This is a genomic window from Spirosoma pulveris, assembly GCF_054781875.1.
The window spans coordinates 415119-436894 of record NZ_BAAGTO010000001.1; the positions used below are offsets into that span (position 1 = coordinate 415119).

The 21776-nt window shown below is 49.0% G+C and carries 18 protein-coding genes; 5 read left to right on the forward strand and 13 right to left on the reverse strand.

From position 1 onward, the window contains the following. Positions 1–179 precede the first annotated feature (179 nt). A complete protein-coding gene (locus tag ACYVJM_RS01670; protein WP_461146469.1) occupies positions 180–698 on the forward strand; it encodes a helix-turn-helix transcriptional regulator in 519 nt (172 codons plus the stop codon). A gap of 722 nt (positions 699–1420) precedes the next feature. On the opposite strand, the gene ACYVJM_RS01675 is transcribed toward ACYVJM_RS01670, so the two are convergent. The 4 genes from ACYVJM_RS01675 to parS all read right to left on the reverse strand — a co-directional run bounded on the left by ACYVJM_RS01675 (position 1421) and on the right by parS (position 6654). Next, positions 1421–2860: a tetratricopeptide repeat protein gene (locus tag ACYVJM_RS01675; protein WP_461146470.1), complete on the reverse strand. Its 1440-nt coding sequence runs from the start codon at positions 2858–2860 to the stop codon at positions 1421–1423. Between the two features lie 142 nt (positions 2861–3002). Continuing rightward, the gene (gyrA, locus tag ACYVJM_RS01680) at positions 3003–5519 is read right to left on the reverse strand and encodes a DNA gyrase subunit A (protein ID WP_461146471.1); all 2517 of its coding nucleotides are present in this window, start codon (positions 5517–5519) and stop codon (positions 3003–3005) included. Between the two features lie 277 nt (positions 5520–5796). Beyond that, positions 5797–6246 carry an RES family NAD+ phosphorylase gene (locus ACYVJM_RS01685; RefSeq protein ID WP_461146472.1) on the reverse strand — a complete coding sequence of 150 codons (450 nt, stop codon included), beginning with the start codon at positions 6244–6246 and terminating at the stop codon, positions 5797–5799. Positions 6247–6270: 24 nt separating this feature from the next. Further along, positions 6271–6654: a type II RES/Xre toxin-antitoxin system antitoxin gene (parS, locus tag ACYVJM_RS01690; protein WP_461146473.1), complete on the reverse strand. Its 384-nt coding sequence runs from the start codon at positions 6652–6654 to the stop codon at positions 6271–6273. A gap of 130 nt (positions 6655–6784) precedes the next feature. Here parS and ACYVJM_RS01695 point away from each other — a divergent pair, with 130 nt between their 5' ends. The 3 genes from ACYVJM_RS01695 to ACYVJM_RS01705 all read left to right on the forward strand — a co-directional run bounded on the left by ACYVJM_RS01695 (position 6785) and on the right by ACYVJM_RS01705 (position 8766). Beyond that, complete coding sequence (locus ACYVJM_RS01695; protein WP_461146474.1) at positions 6785–7363, forward strand: DUF4142 domain-containing protein; 579 nt, start codon at positions 6785–6787, stop codon at positions 7361–7363. Positions 7364–7431: 68 nt separating this feature from the next. Then, entirely contained in the window at positions 7432–7761 is a 330-nt protein-coding gene (locus tag ACYVJM_RS01700; RefSeq protein ID WP_461146475.1) for a hypothetical protein, read from the forward strand. 111 nt (positions 7762–7872) lie between these two features. Next, positions 7873–8766 carry a serine kinase gene (locus ACYVJM_RS01705; protein WP_461146476.1) on the forward strand — a complete coding sequence of 298 codons (894 nt, stop codon included), beginning with the start codon at positions 7873–7875 and terminating at the stop codon, positions 8764–8766. Between the two features lie 3 nt (positions 8767–8769). Here ACYVJM_RS01705 and hisS read toward each other — a convergent pair whose 3' ends face one another. Further along, on the reverse strand, positions 8770–10134 hold the full coding sequence (hisS, locus tag ACYVJM_RS01710) for a histidine--tRNA ligase (protein ID WP_461146477.1): 1365 nt from the start codon (positions 10132–10134) through the stop codon (positions 8770–8772). A gap of 221 nt (positions 10135–10355) precedes the next feature. Between hisS and ACYVJM_RS01715 the strand changes: the two genes are divergently transcribed. After that, the gene (locus tag ACYVJM_RS01715) at positions 10356–10511 is read left to right on the forward strand and encodes a hypothetical protein (RefSeq protein ID WP_012926602.1); all 156 of its coding nucleotides are present in this window, start codon (positions 10356–10358) and stop codon (positions 10509–10511) included. A 32-nt stretch (positions 10512–10543) separates the two neighbouring features. Here the strand turns inward: ACYVJM_RS01715 and ACYVJM_RS01720 are convergent, their stop codons facing one another. The 8 genes from ACYVJM_RS01720 to ACYVJM_RS01755 form a co-directional block, all read right to left on the reverse strand. Further along, positions 10544–10903 carry a hypothetical protein gene (locus ACYVJM_RS01720; RefSeq protein ID WP_461146478.1) on the reverse strand — a complete coding sequence of 120 codons (360 nt, stop codon included), beginning with the start codon at positions 10901–10903 and terminating at the stop codon, positions 10544–10546. Positions 10904–10994: 91 nt separating this feature from the next. Beyond that, entirely contained in the window at positions 10995–12002 is a 1008-nt protein-coding gene (locus tag ACYVJM_RS01725; protein ID WP_461146479.1) for a glycosyltransferase family 2 protein, read from the reverse strand. Between the two features lie 5 nt (positions 12003–12007). Next, positions 12008–13297, reverse strand: coding sequence for a glutamate-1-semialdehyde 2,1-aminomutase (hemL, locus tag ACYVJM_RS01730; protein ID WP_461146480.1), 1290 nt, complete (start codon positions 13295–13297; stop codon positions 12008–12010). Between the two features lie 39 nt (positions 13298–13336). Further along, on the reverse strand, positions 13337–15130 hold the full coding sequence (locus tag ACYVJM_RS01735) for a tetratricopeptide repeat protein (RefSeq protein WP_461146481.1): 1794 nt from the start codon (positions 15128–15130) through the stop codon (positions 13337–13339). Between the two features lie 95 nt (positions 15131–15225). After that, positions 15226–17091 (reverse strand): membrane protein insertase YidC, encoded by a 1866-nt coding sequence (gene yidC, locus ACYVJM_RS01740; protein WP_461146482.1) that lies wholly within the window; start codon positions 17089–17091, stop codon positions 15226–15228. A gap of 146 nt (positions 17092–17237) precedes the next feature. Next, positions 17238–18935 carry a CTP synthase gene (locus tag ACYVJM_RS01745; protein WP_461146483.1) on the reverse strand — a complete coding sequence of 566 codons (1698 nt, stop codon included), beginning with the start codon at positions 18933–18935 and terminating at the stop codon, positions 17238–17240. Positions 18936–19340: 405 nt separating this feature from the next. Continuing rightward, positions 19341–19979 (reverse strand): gluconate 2-dehydrogenase subunit 3 family protein, encoded by a 639-nt coding sequence (locus ACYVJM_RS01750; RefSeq protein WP_461146484.1) that lies wholly within the window; start codon positions 19977–19979, stop codon positions 19341–19343. An 18-nt stretch (positions 19980–19997) separates the two neighbouring features. Next, positions 19998–21743, reverse strand: a complete 1746-nt coding sequence (locus tag ACYVJM_RS01755; RefSeq protein ID WP_012926610.1) for a GMC family oxidoreductase — start codon at positions 21741–21743, stop codon at positions 19998–20000. Positions 21744–21776: the final 33 nt, after the last annotated feature.

The window sequence follows — 21776 nt, forward strand, 5'->3', positions numbered from 1 at the left end:
CAGTAGCCAACTTAAAGCTATTTACATTCCATTAGTTACATTGTTATATAATTTACATAGCCACATTTTACAGATGTGGCTATTTTTATTTTGTAAATAATCTATTTACAAAACACTAACTATTAATTAATTATTTATATTTGTAACACATAGCCATTTAATTAATAAAGGACTTGATCATGCTGACGATTAATGACAAGATTAAACAGATATTAATCGATAAGAATCTAACACCTTCTTATTTCGCCGATGAAATAGGTGTACAACGATCCAGTATATCTCATATTTTATCTGGCCGTAACAGACCCAGCTTTGATATTATTCAAAAGATAATCCGTCGCTTTCCTGAACTAGGCTATGAATGGATCATGGAAGAAGAAGGACAAAGTAGTAATCAGGTGGCAATCTCAGCAGGAGCAGGGTTCGCAACAAATCGCTCTGTGGGTAGACCTCCCTCTGTTGAACGAGCGGATCGATTTGTTAATACGGGAGCGTCTTCCTTTCAACCTCAATCGCCGGGTGTTCGTAGCCAGCGTACAGAAATACCCCCGGTAAGTCTACCCGTACAACCAGAAACCAGCTCTTTGGACGCTCAACCCGCCGGAATTCTTAACTCTGATAAGACGGAGAAAAAGGTAGAGCGGATACTTATATTTTATACAGATGGGTCGTTTCGTGAGTACACACCAACCGCTTAATCGCGTCGATATCGAATCAAAGGATTTGTAGTTGGTCCGCTTTGTACGAGACTTTCTTTGCTTTCCTTTAAGCAAGTTGGACCACAATCCTTCAGTGAGAGCAATCATTTACGAAGGGGTGTCCGCTCAAAACCTGGATGCCTTTTCTTAGTTAGCACAAAGCCTGGAGTTTGTTACTGTATCTATTTTGGTTCTTACTCAAACAATTTGAGCCAGCAGCATGATCGGGAGTTAAATGAAAAGATCAGTTGCACCAATAGTCTGAAAAATGTCTCATGGTTAGATAAGATAAACGGTAATAGCTTAGGCTATAAGTTGTCTTGGGAGAAATTATCTGGTAGAGGTAGAACCAATATTTTTAACCAATAAGTTGATTAAACTCCCAACGGTCACAGTTTTAAATTATCACCATTTATAGGTCATGCAGCATTGATTTGGCGCGCCATTTATAAAGTGTTTTCTACGCAAATCTGCTCCTTATACCTTTATGTATTTATCTGAAAATGGCTCTTTAAAGCACAATAAGGCCATTTTTGCTATAATTATTACCTAACTCCCTGTAAAGCAATACTTTAGTGTTCCACGTGGATAACGTGTTAATAAGTCTGTGGATTACCCTATCTTATTTGTTATATAATTTATATTATGTTAAGTAAAGTGTTTATTAAATAGGGTCGGCACCTTTCGATACCGACCCTATCCTCTTACGATTACCGCTGGTTCTATTTAGCAGGCTCGATGCAGGTAATCTTCTTCTCTTCGTACTGCTTCAGGATATTCTGAAGGTTGGTCAGGTTTTCATTCACGTCAGCCTCATCTTTAATTGATTTAGCTTTTGTGAAGTACGGTAACGACTGCTTGAATTTACCGCAAACTTTACCGTCCAACTCCTTACCATTTTTGTTGTACTCCGCCATATCCATCCGGTCAACTCCACGCTTCATCTCAACAGCTTCGTTGAACAGGTAAACGGCCGTATTGAAGTTAGCATCATAGTTGTTCGGGTCAATGGCCAGCGCCTTGTCCAGATACAGCTTTTCCTGGTTCTTATTCTCTTGCTGCGCCTGTTTCAACTCGGCTAACCGCTTCGCTCCGTCTGCTGCTGCACTAGCGCTTGCGGCAGCTTCTTTAGCCTCAGCTTCCAGTTTGGCCACTTCTGTCTTTTGCTCTGCTAAGCGCTTCTGCACATCTGTTAGCTGACGTTTCAACTCCGGCTTGGGCGACTTCTTGATCGACGCTTGTAGACGGGCTATTTCGCCGTTATAGGCGTCGATGATGCTTTTCGCATCGGCTAACTGCTTAGCGGTATTACCACCCTTTTTGCTATCTCCTTCCAGTTTCCGAATTTCCTCAGAAGACTTGTTGGCGATGTTATTATACACAATTGAGAGGTTGACCAGATTCTGTACGTTGTTAGGATCTTTTTCAACCATCGCTTTCATCCCACTGATGGCTTCGTCCATCCGGTTCGTAGACAGCATAATATTGATCTTTTCATTAGCCAGATCTTTATTAGCCGGTGCCAGGGCAATCCCTTTGTCCAAAGCAGTCAATGCCTTGTCAATCTCATTATCGGCGCGGTACAGCATCGCCAGCGAACCATAAATGGTTGCATCCTTACCTCCACTGCTGATGTATTTTTCCAGTTGGGTTTTAGCCGTTGCATTATCCCGGATCTGCTGCGCAGCGATAGCCGTGTACAAGGGTGCCAGTGTATCCTTGGGATTGATATCGCCGGCGATCGACATGGACTTCATGGCATCCGCATAGTTCTTGGCCTGGAACTTGGCAACACCCTGCTGCATAAAAGCAGTAGCCATAAGCGGGGCCTTTAACGCTTCCTCTGCCTCTTTTGCCAATTTGCCCGGACCACCTTTTTTGTCCTTGTCTAACTCAACAACCTTTTTGAAAGCATCATAGGCAATCGTAGCGGCTGCAGAATCAATTTTCATCTGTCCCTGAGAAGCGATATTCTGGTACGTTTTAGCCCGATCCATCCAGGTGCTGGCTTTAGCAGCCGCTTTGGCATCGGTAATATCCTTATCACTTTTCTCCTTCTCTTTTTTAAATGCTTCCATAGCAAGCGCGTCTCCGGCTGCCTGCTGGGCGCGTACACCTAGTGAGAGGAGACACGCGACGGCGATTACAAAAACTTGTTTCATGGGTAAACTGGGGTTGTGTTTTCTTTTAAAGAACGAAATTACGGATTCTGTCTGTATAAGCATGACCTATCTGAAATTGTTTGAGCCGCCTGACTGATTATCCAATCAGCACAGGCGGCTCAAAACAACGCATCAATACAGACTATTCTTCCACGGCGGCTTCGGGTTCAACAGGAGCTATCTCCTCGCCCTCCTCCCGCTTGATTTTTGTCACCGATGAGATTTCATCGCCTTCATTGAGCTTGATTAATCGTACACCCTGTGTGTTACGACCAATCACATTGATGGCATCAACGGGTGTCCGGATAGCAATACCCGATTTATTAATAATCATTAAATCGTCGTTATCGGCTACGTCAAGTACCGCGACCAGCCGACCTACTTTCTCGGTCACTTTCAAGGTACCAACGCCTTTAGCACCCCGATTCGTAATGCGGTACCCATCGATATCCGACCGTTTGCCGTATCCATTTTGGGAAACAACCAGTAATTGAGCGTCCTGAGACGAAATACACACCATTCCGATGACATGATCGGTGGCGTCCTCCTCGTCCAGGGAGATACCCCGCACACCAGCAGCCGTACGACCCATAGGACGCACCCGGCTTTCGTGAAAACGAACCGCTTTGCCCGCACTCGACGCAATGACAATGTCGTTGTCGCCGTTGGTCATGCAAACGCCCAGCAGTTGATCATCCTCATCAATTGTAATGGCAATGATTCCGTTCTGGCGAGGGCGGGAGTAGGCCTCCAGCATCGTTTTCTTGATAGTGCCTTTCCGCGTACACATCACAATGTAATTATTGTTGATGTAGTCCTCGTTTTTAAGGTCGGTCACGTTGATGACGGCCCTGACTTTATCGTCTGACTCGATGTTAATAAAATTAGCCAGTGGCCGACCTTTCGATATCCGTGACCCTTCGGGAAGTTCGTAAACCGGCAGCCAGTACATCCGTCCCTTCTGGGTAAACGCCAGCAGGGTGTTGTGCATGGTAGCGGTAAAGAGGTGTTCGGTGAAGTCTTCTTCTTTCGTGGAAGCCGCCTTCGCCCCTACTCCTCCCCGACCCTGCGACCGGTACTCCGTCGTTGGTGTTCGTTTGATATAACCTTCGTGCGAAATGGTGATGACCATATCCTCATCGGCAATCAGGGAAAGATCACTGATGTTACCATCACCAAGGGGATTGATTTCAGTCCGGCGCTCATCCCCGTAACGGGCACGAATATCAGTCAGTTCTTCTTTGATAACCTGGCGTTTTCGCTCCTCGCTGGCCAAAATCTCTTTCAGATCAGCAATTTCAGTCATCAGTTCATCGTACTCGGCCTGTAACTTATCCCGCTCCAGACCGGTCAGCCGTTGCAGACGCATTTCCAGAATCGCTTTCGCCTGAAGATCGCTCAGACTAAAGCGCTCCATCAGCCCCGTACGAGCCACTTCCGGATCACGTGACGAGCGGATCAGTTCGATAACCGCATCGATATTATCCAGCGCAATTAACAGCCCTTCCAGAATATGCGCGCGTTTCTCGGCTTCGCGAAGTTCGTACTGCGTCCGACGGGTAATTACTTCGAACCGGTGCTCGACGTAATACTTCATCATATCCTTCAGATTCAGCATCATTGGACGTCCCTTCACCAGGGCGACGTTGTTGATACTGAATGACGATTGAAGCGCGGTATGCTTGTACAGGTTATTCAGAACGACATTAGGGATGGCATCCTTCCGGAGATCATACACCACACGCAGGCCGTCGCGGTCAGACTCGTCCCGGAAGGCCATAATGCCTTCGATCTTCTTATCGTTGATCAGTTCGGCCGTTTTTTCGAGCATTACCGCTTTATTGACCATGTACGGAACGTCCGTGACGATGATCTGGGTTTTGCCCCGGTTCTCTTCAATCGTGGCGTGAGCCCGCATAACAACGCGTCCACGGCCGGTCTTGAAAGCCGACTTAACACCTTCCATCCCGTAGATAGTCGCGCCGGTCGGGAAATCAGGCGCTTTGACAAACTGCATCAGTTCCTCAATGCTGATCTCACTGTTTTCCAGGTAAGCCAGAATACCATCTACAACTTCCGTCAGGTTGTGCGGAGCCATATTGGTGGCCATACCAACGGCAATACCCGACGACCCATTCAATAACAGGTTCGGCAGTTTGGCCGGCATGACGGTTGGCTCCTGTAGAGAATCATCGAAGTTTCCCTGAAAATCAACCGTCTCCTTGTAAATATCGGTCAGCAGTTCGTCGGCTATTCGTTTCAGACGCGCTTCGGTGTAACGCATGGCAGCGGGTGAGTCGCCATCGATTGAGCCAAAGTTTCCCTGTCCATCAACAAGCGGATAGCGTAATGACCAGTCCTGGGCCATTCGGACCATGGTATCATACACCGATGAATCGCCGTGCGGGTGGTATTTACCCAACACTTCACCAACGATACGGGCGGATTTCTTATGTGGTTTGTTGTAATTGACCCCCAGTTCAGCCATTCCGAACAATACCCGGCGGTGCACAGGCTTTAGACCGTCACGCACATCGGGCAAGGCACGAGAAATGATAACCGACATTGAATAATCAATGTAGGCACCACGCATCTCGTCTTCAATGTTGATAGGAATGATATTACTGGGAGATTCGAGGTCGGGAGTTTCGTCCGCCATGTGCCAAAGGAGTTTCGCAGAAAATTACTATTCCGGCTCACACACTACGCGTGAACCGCTCTATAGACAAATATACAAAATTTTCAGGAGAAAAGAGAAGTAAACCCGTAAAAACGCGCCTAAGCGGCCTGAAATACCCGATATAATCCTAGTATCAAGAACGTAAAATGAACCCCTCAACCGGCACAATCATCTAAATGAAATACAATTCTATTTCAACTAAAACACAAGCTATAATCATACCCGCACTTACTACTCCAGTAGAGTACTATAGCTGTCAGGATTTTAGGCGTGGGTCAAAGGAAAATGGCTCGGTACTCACTAAGGTGATACGGGAAAAATCAGGATGTGCCGGGTTTAGAAGGTAGTTCGACTCGTCGGGAATAATTGCAGAGGGGACACGCAGAACAGCGGCCTGTCTTTTTTCGAGCCACTCCCCTCCCAGTTGCTGACAAACGCCATATTGCCAGTAATCAGACCAGTTCTCGGGCAACAGTTTCCTATCCACTGTATCCATAGACAGGTTGTCCGGTACGTTGATGACCATTACCCGGAAGTTGTCCATGAGGCCTTCGCTGGAGCGGTGAACGACGTTCTCAAGGCAGGCCAGCGCCCGGGTTCCAGCGGTATAGATAACAAACTGGCCGCGGCTATTCCAGCGTGCGGCTCCGCCCGATGCAACCAGGCGATCCGCGTAAACAGCTTTCGTAATTCGGTAAACAAGCATCAAACAGGAAATCCGTTAGTACAATCAGGCCAGGTCGCCGTATTCAATCCGGGTGACCTCATCCATTACCAAGTCGATTCCCCCGGAGGTGTGCAGTAAATCGAATGGGACCTGGTTACCTAAGCCATAGGCGGGTTTGTCCATCCAGCGCCGAAAGGAATCGGCAGAACCAAAAACGGATTCGCCGGTCTGGAACAGGGCCATGATTTTAAGCACTTTCTCGCTGTCCTGCGGATTAAGACTTTTTTTTTCGCGTTCGTACCGCTGAAAAGTTTTGAGCGATGTATCGAAGACTTCCGCCAACTGCTCTCGCTTATAACCCGTTAGTTCAGCAATTTCAAAGAAACGCGTGGCGGGAACCCCCTTTAGAGCAGAAAATACAAGCGCTATACGATCTGGAATTACCATGTAACAAACATAAGAAATATGTCCGATAAACTAAGAATTTTGTCCAAAAGTTCGCCTTCATTTACATACCTTAAAACCTAACGGGCTTAAAAACGTTTGTAGTACTAGTTCATTACTTAACAATAACGTTATGAAAAAGATAAGCCTGGTTGTACTACTCGCGATCAGCACCCTGAGTTTTCAGGCATGCAGCGACAAGAAAAAAGAAAGTGAAGACAGCGTTGAGAACGCAGAAAACGCCAACGATGCCAAAGAAGATGCGGGAACCGGTCAGACCGAAGAAAGCAACGAGTTTGCCGTAAAAGCCGCGAATGGTGGCATGATGGAGGTTGAACTGGGTCGTCTGGCACAAGAAAAAGCCCAGAGCCAGGATGTGAAGGAGTTTGGTGCTATGATGGTAGCCGACCACTCGAAAGCAAATGACGAGTTAAAAACTATCGCGGCTACGCAAAACATCACATTGCCCACTACCTTGGGTGAAGACGAACAGAAGCATGTAAATGACCTCGCCAAACTGACCGGCGCAGAGTTCGACAAAAAGTACGTAAGCATGATGGTTGATGACCACAAAGAGGACATCGATCTGTTTAAAAAAGCCGCCGACGACGAAAAGACGAACCCGGCGGTTAAGGAGTTTGCCACAAAGACTCTGCCTACGCTGCAAAAGCATATGGATCGCATCAACGCCATCGATAAGAAAATTGATTAAGCAATCGTAAGCTTCCGTACCGGCCTTGTCATAAGGCCGGTACGGAACAACACAAACGACCTCAACCTATGAAAACGACAGTCTCAACCATTGCGCTGCTTGCATTTCTTAGCGTCGCCATAACCAGCCAGGCGCAGTCAACAACGGGTGGGCGCAGTGGGGGCTCAACGGCTTCTACCGGAACGGGTTACCTGACGGAAGGCAAACGAACAACGGCATCTGATCCAGCCAGCATGACAATTGCCGACGAAGGTGCTTCCCGGGCATACATGTACGTCCCCCCCACAACAGCGAAAAACCGGTCAACATCACCGGATGGGTCGGGTGGACGCACGAAAACGTCGACAAAAACACCCGCTGACACGGGTAAAAAAGCATCGGCGAAGAAGGTGAATTAACCCAGAGTCCTCTCCTACCTTAAAACCACTTTTCGGACTGGTTATCGACAAGGCTGGTATTTTCCTTACTTTTGGACACCCGGACCAAAAGCGTAGGGTAGCTGCGTTACAATGAAAAAATACCTGGCCTTTGGCCTGACCCTTGAAACCGGGCTTGATTTCACGGACGTTCTGCAAGAGTCAACCGCAAAAACCGACGTTCGATTAACCGAAGCAATAATCCCCGATAAAGCCGATCGACCAACCCGTGTGCACCGCCGGGGTATACGAGCTGGATTCGGTAAAACAGCAACAAGTCTGCTTCTGAACTGGCCCGGCATTGCCAAATTCAAGGTCTCCGCCGGAAACGAAATTATCTATCAGAATCTAGGCGCCGATGAAGGCACGCTGCGGCTATTTATGCTGAGTGAAGTTGTTGGCTTACTCCTCTACCAGCGGGGCCTGTTTCTGCTCCATGGGAGTGCCGTACAAGTGGGCGCAACAGCATCAGTATTTGTGGGCGTACCCGGCGCGGGTAAATCAACGACAGCTGCTGCCTTTGGGAGAGCCGGTCATACTGTGCTGACAGATGATCTGGTCGCCATTCAACTACTCGATAACAGGCCGTTTGTCATCCCGGCATTTGCCCAGTACAAAATCTGGAAGAATACGGTGGATGGGCTGAACATCGATGAGTCAAAGCTGGAGCCGTCCTTTGAAGGAGCTACCAAATTTCTGGTAACGCAGCCTTTAGCCGATTTTCCCCGAAACCCTGTCCCCCTAGACCGCATTACGCTCCTGTATCCGCCGAATGCTCGCCGACCGAATGAGCCGATCAAACCCCTTAGGGCACCGGTCGAACTGCTCAAACATTTTCCACTCCCGGTTCAACTTCTGACGGGTCAGTTTTTACAGACGCATTTCCGGGATTCGCTGTCAATTGCTCAGCATGCCAGCATCTACCAATTAAAAAGGCCCAACGGATTTGACGCGCTGGACCTTTTCATTCAATCGTTTGCGGCCTGATCCTTACCGGACTCGTTGCAGCAAGTCCTCCTTATTGACCTTGACCTGTTCGCCCGTCACCATATTTTTGAGTGTCAGCATACCCGTCTGCACTTCTTCCGAGCCAATTAGCACAACAAAAGGAATATTTTTTGCATTGGCGTAATCGAGCATCTTCTTCACTTTCGATAGATCAGGATACATCTCGGCGGCAATTGTGGCTGTCCGAAGTTGCTTCAACAAGGGCAACGCTACCGAACGGGCATCTTTATCGAAGGGCACGATCAGCACCTGCGTTCCCTGACCGGCATCGGCCGGGAAAAGAGTCAACTCCTCCATCACATCGTAAATCCGGTCTACGCCAAACGAGATCCCTACACCCGACAAACCCGGCATGCCAAAAGCACCGGTTAAATTATCATACCGGCCTCCCCCGCTCACACTACCAATGGAAACCCCATTGGCTTTCACTTCAAAGATGGCACCCGTGTAATACGACAGTCCACGCGCCAGTGTCGGATCAATTTCCACCCCGGAATCAGGCAATCCATATTGATCGGCTAAAAGAAGCATTTCTTCCAGTTCAGCAATGCCCTGACGAGCGGTATGGGAAGCCGAAAGCCAATCTTTTAACTGATCGAGCAGCTGTCCAGGGGTAACAGAGCCGAATTGAAACAATGGCTCCAGACTCACGATGGTCTCTTCCGCAAATCCCCGCTCCCGGAGTTCATCCAGCACTTTCTCTTTTCCGATCTTATCCAGTTTATCGATGGCCACGCTTAAAGTACTTTCCTGACCCGGCGCCCCAATAACCTCAGCAATGCCTGCCAGAATTTTCCGGTTGTTGACTTTTAGCGTAAAGTCCTGAATGTTCAGATTTCTGAATACCTCATGAATCATCAGCACGATTTCGGCTTCACAAAGAAGCGAATCCGTACCCACCACATCGGCATCACACTGGTAAAATTCACGGTAGCGTCCTTTTTGCGGGCGATCGGCCCGCCAAACGGGCTGCATCTGGTAACGTTTAAAGGGCAACGTCAGCGAATTACGATTCATCACTACATACCGGGCAAAAGGTACGGTAAGGTCGTAGCGCAGTCCCTTCTCGGCAATTTTAGGGGTTAGTTTTTTCGATCCGGTGGCCAGATCGAGTTCAGTAATTCCCGCAGCAAAATCGCCGGAATTCAGTATTTTAAAGAGGAGTTGATCACCTTCATCCCCGTACTTACCCGTCAGGGTCGACAGGTTTTCCATAGAAGGGGTCTCTATAGGATGAAATCCAAATCGTTGAAATGTCTGACGAATCGTATCAAAAATAAAAAGCCGTTTACGCATCTGCTCCGGCCCAAAGTCACGGGTGCCTTTCGGCAAGGTTGGTTTTTGCATAGTGCAAAAATAATAGACAGGACTACAGGATTGCAGGAAATTGTTAGAACACATCCTGCAATCCTGTCGATAGACGCTTGTCAGGATCACGGAAATCCCAAAGTACGGTCGGCAAAAGACGACAGGTAGACGACAAAAAAAGCGCACAATTGTATAATTCTCTCTAAAAAAAGCGTACTTTTGCGGTCTGATTTTGAACTGACACGTAAAAAGATACAATCATGGGAGTAACAGAATTAAAGCGGAAGGCTCGCCGGAACCGCGCTATCGCCAATAACAAGACCAACGCGATCAAACAACTGCTGCGTAAGCCAACCATCAAAAACGTAGACGTAGAAGCCATCAAGGCATCGTTTGCTGAGAAAAAAGCAGCCTAACGAATACAAAGTCGGTTAAAACCAGACAATCCTTATTTAGTAGCCTCGCCCTTACCCGGTGAGGCTTTTCTTTTGGGGCGAAAGCGCTCCCAGTCGCGATCACGCTTTTTAAGTTCGCGACGCACAAACCGACGATAATCCAGCTGTGCACGGTAACGAATAGCCTGCCCGAACAGCAGTAATCCCCCATTGATCAACACCAGGCTGTAGGCCCCCCATAAAAACCATTGCCGAAAGGGAGCCCCCCCGTGTTTTGCCTCCGCAGCTTCACTTAATACACACAGGCCCACGCTAAGCAGAAGCAGACCCAGGGGGGCCACTATCAGGCCTTTGGTTCGGGTACTCATGCGTTTTACCAATCGTTGACCAGGTGGCTTAGCGAGTTTTGCCATAGACTATAGAGTGACAGAGGGGTTTAAGTAAGTAACGTTCCGGCGGTTAATTTCGTTGATTCCGGGTATATAATTGCACTAAAAACGCGGCTCAGGATGGATATTCGAGGGTAGCTCCCGTTTCGCGGAATTCTTTGGGCTCTTTCCATCGTTTCCAGCCTTCGCTCAAAAAACCGGTTCCGTAGCCGATCAGCTGAACAAAAGCGGCTACAATACTCAACAGACCTACCTTCAGGCTTTTTTCCTTACGGGTAGCATCCACAAAAATCAGGACCGAAAACAGGACCAATATACCCACTGCCAGCGAAAAGAGTACTGAACTGAGAAATGCCCAGATGGGTACGGAGTAAACGAACAGCGTAAAGAGCGCCGGAAAGGCATGAACGAGCTTTAACTCGGCCGGATAATACCGGGATATATTGATGCGGGCGCGACCAAAGAACCGTAACTGGCGAAAAAACTGTCCAAAATTGGTTCGGCGCTTGTGATAAATGAACGCATTGGGAATCAGACCGGTGCGAAAGCCATTTTCAATAATCCGAATAGCAAATTCAATATCCTCCCCCATCCGGCTTAGTTTATAGCCGCCATTGGTTTCCCAAACGGTTCGGGAAAGCCCCATGTTGAAGCTGCGGGGATGGTAGGTTCCGCCCAGGTTCTTTTTGCTGCCCCGAATTCCTCCCGTCGTGAAAGGCGACGTCATGGAGTAACTGATGGCTTTCTGAATGGGTGTGAAGTCGGGGTGAGCCGCGTCCGGGCCACCGTAAGCGTCGAGCCAATCCGATGTCAACTGCTGATCAACTACCGAAAAATAGTGCGGGGGAACAAGGGCGTCCGAGTCGAAGATAACGAAGTAATCCCCCCTGGCCCGTTCAAAACCATAATTCCGGGTAAATCCCTGGCCGGAGTTTTCTTTAAAAAAATAACGGATAGCCAACTGGTCGGCGAAGTCAGCTACGACCCCGTCCGACCTGTTGGTTGATCCATCTTCAATAACCAGCACCTCAAAATTTTTATACGTCTGTTTGGTCAAGCTTACGAGTAGTTCACGCAGCTCACCCGGACGGTTAAAAATAGGGATGATAATGGAATAGTACATTGACTTTACTCGTTCATCATTTCCAGCAAACTTTCTTCATTGGCCTGGATAACCTGATCGACCAGTTCATCGGTGAGAGCAACGGATAGAAACAGGCTCTCGAACTGGGACGGAGCCAGGTATACACCTCGCTTTAGCATCGCATGGAAATAACGACCAAAAAGAGCAACGTCACACGTTTTGGCATCTGTAAAGTTGCTTACCGAACGATCGGTCATGAACAGCGTAAACATAGACCCAATGTGATTGATGGTATACGACAGGCCCGCCTTTTGCAATCCGGCCCGGAAACCATCAGTCAGCTTTTTACCAATCTCTTCCAAACGGCTGTACACATCAGGGTGCTCATTCAGGTGATGAAGCATGGCCAGCCCCGCCGACATGGCAATCGGATTGCCGGATAACGTGCCCGCCTGGTATACCGGACCCGCCGGGGCAACCATATCCATTATATCCGCCCGCCCGCCATAGGCACCAACGGGCATACCGCCACCAATAATTTTCCCCATAGTGGTAAGGTCGGGTGTGATGCCGAAGCGTTCCTGAGCGCCCCCTTTGGCAAGCCGGAAACCGGTCATCACTTCGTCGAAGATCAGGACAACGCCATGTTTATCGCATAACGAGCGTATTCCTTCCAGAAAACCCGGTTCGGGTAATACACAGCCCATATTCCCAACCACCGGCTCCAGAATGATAGCGGCTACCTGGTTGTGATTATTATCCAGCAACGCTTCAACGGCCGCCAGGTCATTGTACGGCGCGGTCAGGGTATCGGCAGCCGTTGCTTTGGTCACGCCCGGACTATCGGGAATACCCATGGTCATGGCACCGCTTCCGGCAGCGATCAAAAACGAATCGCCGTGCCCGTGGTAGCACCCTTCAAACTTGATTAGTTTCTCCCGGCCGGTAAATCCACGCGCCACGCGGATAGCCGCCATGGTAGCTTCGGTACCGGAATTAACCATCCTGACCTTTTGTACCGAGGGCACCATAGCCGTGATCAACTCGGCCATTTCGACTTCTTTTCGGGTGGGAGCTCCAAACGAAAATGAATTCTGAATGGCGTCGCGAACGGCTTTCTCGACGGGCTCAAAAGCGTGGCCCAAGATCATGGGGCCCCAGGAATTAATCAGTTCAATATACTGCCGGCCATCCTCATCCACGATGTAAGGTCCCTTAGCCGACTTGATAAAAATGGGTGACCCACCCACAGACCGAAACGCCCGGACGGGTGAGTTTACCCCACCGGGAATCAGCGTCTTCGCTTTCTCAAACAGTTGTTCGCTCGTTGTCATTTTGTTGCAAGACCGAATAAGCTTCATTCCTCCGCTTACTCACTCATTAATTTTCACAAACCGCCCGTCTTCGTATTTTACGATGGGTACAATTTGATTGTCATTACTTTGTGTATAATCAAACCCTGAGAGCAGGTAATCGTCGGTATCGGAGATCAGCGTACTTCGATCCCGGAGTTGAAGGCCGTTCTTCGCCAGTTGACGACCAAAGAACAGCATCATGTCATACCCTTCACAGGCATAAACCGATGGAATTGTATTCCGTTTGGCTAAGTACTCTTCCTGAAAATCCAGGACGGACTCCCGACTTTTGTCCATAAAATCGGGGTATAACAAATACAGTTCCCGCCGGGTAAAGGTCGAGACAGGAACTTTATACAAATCGAAAGCGGAGGCCGTTGAAATTAAAGGAGCACTTACTCGTCGGCGACTCAATGCGTCTAGCATCCGAACACCATCATCCTCATTAGAACTGGAAAAGAACACATGCTCAACGGACGAACTGGAAAACGGTGAAGTAATTGGATTAGTGGAACGCGTTGCCGTCGTCGCACCGGAAAACTGCATGGCGTCGGCCATTTGCTGCGCAGAACCTTTCAGTTTACGAAAATCAACGACCTGATAATTCTGCCGCTTGAGTTCAGCCTGATACGCAGCCGCCAGCAAAGAGTCCTTACGCGTTGCGCCAAAATAAATGGCGGCCCGGCGAGCCGTATTTAAAGTACGCACCAGATCAGCTACTTTACGCGCCTGCTGATTCATGGAAGGCTGCGCCAGAAAAGACATCGGCTGGTCTGTGATCAACTCGCTACTGGTCGCTATTGGATTCAGTAACAAAATATTATGCTGATTAGCGTATGCCAACGCAATCCGGTTGGGTTCCAGATAGAGGGGACCAATAATCAGATCTGTTTGCGCAAAGGCCGGACTATTGACTAACTCAAGCGCTTTATTGGCATCATTATCCAGGTCATAGGCAAACAGGTTGATGCTGATTCCCTCTTCCTGCAATCGGGCTTTTGCCAGCTTAATGCCATTATACAGCTCATAAACGTACTGATTGGCTCTTGCCCGTTTATCGGCATTAAACTCATCGACCCGAAAGGGGAACATCACCGCCACATTATAATATCCCTTCGGACGGGTGTTTCGTCCATTCGGCGAAATAGGTGTAACCGGACGCGAGCCGCCCCCCTGAATCGTCGTTGCCGTTGGCTGGGTAGCCGTTACGACCGGAACCCCAAACCGGTTTGTTAATCGGTCGGATAGTTCAAGATCATCCTTATCCGTGGCCGTTCGCTGAATCAGGTCAATTAAGGCCAGACCAATAAAACGGTCAGCAGGAAAAGACTGATTCAGGGCCTTCAGCCGGGTCAGATCGGTAATACGCGGGATAAAATTCTGTTCAAGTTTGGTAACGTCAGAGCGGAGTTCAGCGTCATTGATGGCCTGTAAAGCTGTCATTGCCTCTTCATACTGGCCAAGTTCCATGCAATTGGCCGCCAGAAGGTAGTTGGCATCATCCATCTTCTGCCAATCCGGATATTGCTCTATCAACTGCCTGAGCATAGCACGGGACTGCGGAAACTTTCGCTGCCGGAACGCGGCAATCGCATAATGATAGGAGGCATAGGGAGCCAACGGTCCACGCTGCTGAATCAATACATTCAAGTCGGATTTGGCGCGTTCATAGTCGCCGGTCCGTACCAGTTCCAGTGCCGCTTTATACCGTTTCTGCGCATCGGCTGGCAGTTGTGCCCAAGCCGCCCGGGAGCAGATTACCCCACAGAACACAACAACCAGCTTTATCAGGAAAAGAAACCTGCCATTCATAGTTAATTGGGTTAATGCACAAAAGCAACGCGAAGGCGTTGCTTTTGTCAATGAAGGATGATAAATAGAAGCAGTAATCACCGTTTATTCATCACTTACTTCTTAGACTTCGCTCGGCGCTGGGCTTCATCGGCCTGCTTACGGGCCTCTTCGGCAGCGGCAAGCTGTTTCTGGAGCAACGCCTGGAAACCGCCGGGCTTTTTACCCTCTCCGGCTGCGTTTTTACGTCGGTTCTCATCAAGAACAGCTTTAATCTTATCTTCATCAACAAACCGACGGATCAGTTGTTGCTGGGCAATCGTGACAACGTTCGATACAAAGTAATAAAACGTCAGACCAGCCGGGTAGGAATTCAATACGAACATGAACATGAGCGGGAATACGTAGCTCATGGCTTTCATGTTTACTGGTCCTGGTTGCGTTGGGGTCGTCTGGTTATTATAATACGCATAGGCAATCGACGAAATTGTCATCAGTACCGTAAACAGACTGAGGTGACTGCCAATAAAGGGTATCGTCGGGAAGGTAATGAACGCATCGTAGGTTGAAAGATCATTGGCCCATAAGAACGATTTCTGACGCAGCTCAATCAAATTTGGAAAGAGCATGAACAGCGAGAAAAGAATTGGCATGGTTGCCAATACCGGAACACAACCACTCAGCGGACTCACACCCACTTCCTGATACAATTTCATTTGCTCAGACTGTTGCTTCGCCATGTCGTCACCAACGCGTTCCTTCATTTCATTCAATTCTGGCTGAAGGACCCGCATTTTGGCCATACTGATGTACGACTTGTAGGTTAACGGTGTTAGGATTAATTTCACAAACACCACCAGCGCAATGATCAGCAAGCCGTAGTTAGCGATAAACTTCTCCAGGAAGTTGAACACCGGCACAAAGAAGTACTTGTTAATTGGCTTCAGGACAGAATACCCCAGGTACACATTCTGGTCGAATTCCGGGGCAACACTTCCCAGTAGTTGGAAGTCATTAGGTCCGTAATAGAACTTGTACTGCCCTTTTCCTGCTTTTACATCAGCAAGGGGCAGGGTTACGTCAGCGATGGCCGTTTTCACCACACTGCTGTCGGCGGGATCAACCAGTGCTTTGAAATTCGCCTTTGTGAGCGGACTATTCTTTGCGACAAAACCCGACAAAAAATATTTATGCTTGATGGTAAACCACTGCACAGGCTCTTCGGCAGTGGCCTCCTGATTGCTTTCGCCTTCGGTCAGCTTCTCGAAATCTTCATCGGCCGTCAGGTAATTGATGGTAGCCGCCCGGCGGTTGTTAGCCAGATCGTTTTCGTACTGACGCATTTTATCTTCCCAGAAAAACCGGATATCGCCACTGCCAACCGTATTCGACAGGCCATTCAGCTTGAGATCATAGTCGAGCACATATCCCTCAGCCGGGATGGTATACACCTGCTCTACGGACTGACCCGGCGCGACTTCGGCCCGGAAGACAAGCTGTTGTGGCTGACCACCCACCGTACTATTCTGGGCCGTTGTCTGGTAATATAACTTGTGTAGATCTACTTTACCCCGATTGGTCGGGAGTTCAAGGAGAGTTGTGCTGCTTTTCTCATCAATCAAAACGAGAGGCTTTTGATCGAAGGTTTTGTACTTCTTCAATACAACCTCTTTCACGCGCCCGCCCTGGGTAGTAAAAGTTACTTTGATGTCGTTATTTTCAATGACAATATCGCGCGCCTGACCGGTGGCAACGGTGGCAAAATCACCAAATTGAGCTGTTAACGCAGCAGAGTCAGGAGCTTGCTGACGCGTGCTATCCGTGCCTTTATCAAGGGCAGCAACCCCGGAGGCCGTTGTTGGATTTGTTGTTTGTGTTTGTTGAGCCGCCTGTTTTTCGGGCGCAGGTTTCGGTACCAGCAGCTGGTAGCCGACCAGCATCGCCAGAATCAGGACAATGCCAATAAGTTGATTACGATCCATTTTATAAGTTAGTAAGTCGGTAAGTCAGCAAGTCGGACAGTCAGTAGGTGACTGACGCATGTATTATCCTGGCGTGAGTCATGTACTGACTATCCGACCTGCTGACTTACTAACTATTTTGCGCAAAAATACGTCAATCCGGCTGCTTAATCAACCACATCGGCGGTTTCTACACGGGCGGTCATTACATCGGATGTAGAATCTGCCGTACGTTTTTTCTGAGTGTACGCAAGCGCAGCCTTTACGAACTGAACAAACAGCGGATGAGGGTTCATGACGGTGCTTTTCAGCTCCGGGTGGAACTGAACGCCTACAAACCAGGGGTGCCCTTTTAATTCAACGATTTCGACCAGGCCGGTATCCGGATTGATACCCGTTGGGCGAAGTCCCGCTTTTTCGAAGGCTTCCTGAAAGTCGCTGTTGAATTCGTAGCGGTGCCGGTGGCGTTCGCTGATCTGCATTTTCCCATAAATCTGATGGGCTAATGAATCCCGCTTGAGCTTACAGGCATAGGCCCCCAACCGCATGGTTCCCCCTTTGTCTGTAATCGTTTTCTGCTCTTCCATCATGCTGATGACCGGGTTTGGCGTATGCGGCTCCATCTCTGTAGAATGAGCATCGGGAATACCCATTACGTTACGGGCATACTCGATCACGGCCATTTGCATACCCAAGCAGATACCCAGGAACGGAATACCCCGCTCCCGAACAAACCGAACGGCGTTGATTTTACCGTCTATGCCCCGCTCCCCAAAACCGGGCGCTACCAATACCCCATCCAAGCCACTCAGTACCTCAGCACAGTGGTGTTCATCGACCAGTGTTTCGGATTGAATCCACTCCAGCTGAACTTTACATTCATTGGTAGCTCCGGCATGAATGAACGCTTCGGCAATGGACTTATATGCGTCGTGCAATTCAACATATTTCCCGACAAGACCAATCCGGACGGTGTCACCCGGATTCTTCAGACGCCCCAGAAAGCCTTTCCAGGCATCCAGGTCGGCATCTTTATCGTTGTATAGATCGAGCATATAGAGCGCCCGCTGATCGAGCCGTTCCTTTTGCATCAGCAGGGGAACATCATAGATCGTTTCGGCATCGAGGGCTTCGATAACGGAGCTAACCTGAACGTTACAGAACTGAGCTATTTTTCGCCGAATATCCTGGGGCAACGGATGTTCGGTACGGCAGGCAATAATATCCGGCTGAACGCCATTTTCAAGCAGCATCCGGACGGAGTGCTGGGTTGGTTTGGTCTTAAGCTCCCCGGCCGATTGCAGGTAAGGCACCAGTGTAAGGTGAACAACAAGGGTATCTTTTTCACCAAGTTCAAACTTCAACTGGCGTACAGCTTCCACAAAAGGCAACGACTCAATGTCGCCCACACAGCCACCAATTTCGGTAATGACAATGTCGTAATCGCCCGTTTCGCCCAGAAGCTTAATATTTCGTTTGATCTCGTCGGTGATGTGCGGTACGACCTGTACGGTTTTCCCCAAAAAATCGCCCCGTCGCTCGCGGGTGATGACATTGTTATAAATGCGTCCCGTGGTAATGTTATTCGCCTGTGAAGTTGGCCGGTTCAGAAACCGCTCGTAATGCCCAAGGTCGAGGTCTGTTTCAGCCCCATCGTCTGTTACATAGCATTCGCCATGTTCATAAGGATTGAGTGTACCGGGGTCGATGTTAATATACGGATCGAATTTTTGAATCGTAACCGTGAGCCCCCGTGATTGAAGCAGTTTGGCAAGTGAAGAGGCTATAATGCCTTTGCCCAGTGATGAAGTTACTCCGCCAGTAACAAAAATATATTTCGCGGATTTTGGTCCCGTAGCCGCCATGATTGAAACCTGTTTAGGTCGTTACGGGATGTAAAGGTACAGGAAAAATGGCGGAATGGGCGAACAGAATTCATAAAAAGTTAATCTAATTTACTTAATCAATTGGTCATCAGGCCGCTCTAGCGAAAACTTTTCTTTTGTAACCTAAAGTAAAGTTAAACTTTACATATAAATGTATTTTAGGGGTAATTAATAAGTGTATTATACCGCGCCCGGACGGGGCTATCCGGCGATCATCGGGCATGACTTCACCATCAACTTCTGGCTATCCATAAGAATAGATAGATTGATTTTCAACACCTTATACATAAATCATTGCTATCGTTTCTATTCAATTCATGTTTGCATAAACAACAAAAGCGCCCTTATGTAAAACATAAGAGCGCCTAAGCTTAAATCTATACTTTATTTACCCTGGGTTAACTCGCGCTCTTCGTAGGCAAGTCCGTATTGCTTCAGAACATCGGCGGGTACGCCATCCCATTGGTTCGGTACGTTACCAACATACCCAATGTCTTTTATGCCCATCTGACTAGTGTAAAAACCGGTAGCCGTCATGTTACGCATGAAGCTAAAGAACGAGGCTCCCTGCGTCATATCGGGCTTTGCTTTCGATGGATAGGCGATCTGCTCGACCATATCGATTTGCTGAGCCTTGGTGCACTGGACAAAGGGTTTGCCGTATCGTTTGGTACAGGTATTATCCAGCCACTTGATGCCACCCCGCATAGGCGTCTGGTTTTTCGGCTGGTCTTTCATCATGAACTCGATAAATGCCGGAACACCCGCCTGCGACGCACTTCCCGACCGTTCGTCGGCCGGAATAATGATGTCCGACAGGACGGTCACCGTCTGTAGTTCGTGAGGGGTAAAGAATTTTTCGGCGTTCAGGCGCGCATCCCGCTCGGCTTCAAACTTTTGGCGGCCACCGGGAATCTTAAGCGGCTTAACATCTGGTGGCGCGGGAACGGCCGCTTCAACGGGGTTGACTGCCAGGCCAAAACCCGTGAGCGACAGGGCTTTTAGGGAATCTCTGCGTTTCATTGGTTTTCGGGTTAAAGGTTATATGTTTTTCTGTTTTACCTGATCGATTAAATACTCACTGGTACGCATGGAACTGGCCAGAATGGTCCATGTGACGTTCTTATCGCCCTGCGATGGGAAAGGAGCGGCATCCACGACAAACAGGTTTTTCACATCATGGGCCTGCTGGTATTTATTGAGCACCGAGTTTTTCGGGTCATTACCCATACGGGCGGTACCCACTTCGTGGATTATTTGACCCGGAGCGGCCAAGCCATAATTATTAGCAGCATTGGGTTTATCGCCCAGGGCAATTCCGCCCATCGAGTGAATAATCTCTTCGAAGGTTTCCTGCATGTGCTTGGCCTGCTTCACTTCATAGTCCGACCATTTGTAGTTGAAGCGCAGCACCGGGATACCGTATTTATCAACCACATTGGGGTCAATTTCGCAATAATTACTCTCCAGGGGTACCGGCTCTCCCCGACCGGCCATACCCACATAGGCCCCGTAGAATCGGCGATAGTCGTCTTTCAGGCTGGCGCCGTATCCGCCACCAGGATGCATTTTCCCATCGCGACCCGGAATCATGCCGTTCATCGCTTCGATACCCCAGCCAAATCCGTAGGCTGGCATACCCATGCCGCCCCAGTATTCGATGTGGTACCCCCGCGGGAAGTCCAGCTTTTTGTTATCGAGCCACCAAGGCGTAAAGACGTGCATGCCGCCAACACCATCTTCATTGTACCGTTTGCGGTCCATCAGGGCCGGAACAAACGCCGAACGACTGGCACCCGTAGAGTCATTGATGTATTTACCAACTACATTACTGGAGTTGGCCAGCCCGGTCGGGAAACGGCTCGACTTGGAGTTGAGTAACAAGCGGGCGGTTTCGCCCGCACTGGCCGCCAGAACAACCGATTTAGCCTTCACCGTAACCTCCTGCAAGGTCTGCGTGTCGACGTAACTGACACCCGTACAAAGACCGGTGGCCGGGTCTGTAATGACTTCTCGAACCATGGCTCCGTTAATAAGGGTAACGTTGCCGGTTTTCATGGCGGGTTTTACCAGTACCGACGACGACGAAAAGTCGGCATACGCCTGGCAGCCACGGCCACACTGGCTACAATAAAAACAGGAGCCACGCTCGTTATTAACCGGTTTTGTCAGGATAGACAACCGGGACGGAATAACCGGAATACCAATACTACGAGCTCCTTTCCGAATCATCAATTCGTGTAACCGGGGCTTGGGCGCCGGCAGGAAAATACCATCCGGCTCGGAAGGCATGTTTTCGACGGAACCAAAAACGCCGATCATCCGGTCGATTCGGTCGTAGAAGGGCTTGATGTCGTCGTAACCGATTGGCCAGTCTTCACCAACCCCCGTCATGCTTTTACGCCGGAAATCGTCCGGAGCAAAACGAAGTGAAATACGCCCCCAGTGGTTCGTTCGACCTCCCAGCATCCTTGACCTGAACCACTGAAAATCGGACCCTTTTGCGTTCGTATACGGTTCGCCTTCAATATCCCATCCACCCCAGGCTGCATCGAAATCGCCAAAGGCTCGCGTTGTACCAGCACCACGCCGGGGCGATTCCCAGGGCCATTTCAGTTGAGTAATGTATTTTGGATCGGCTGGATCGAAGTAGCCACCTGCTTCCAGCAAGACGACTTTCGCACCGGCTTTCGCCAGCATATAAGCCGCCATGCCTCCTCCGGCTCCTGAGCCGACAATCGCTACGTCGTATTGGACGGGAGCTTTTTGAATCTGAAATGGATCCATGCAAAAAAAGTAGGTTAATTAATTAATCGAAAT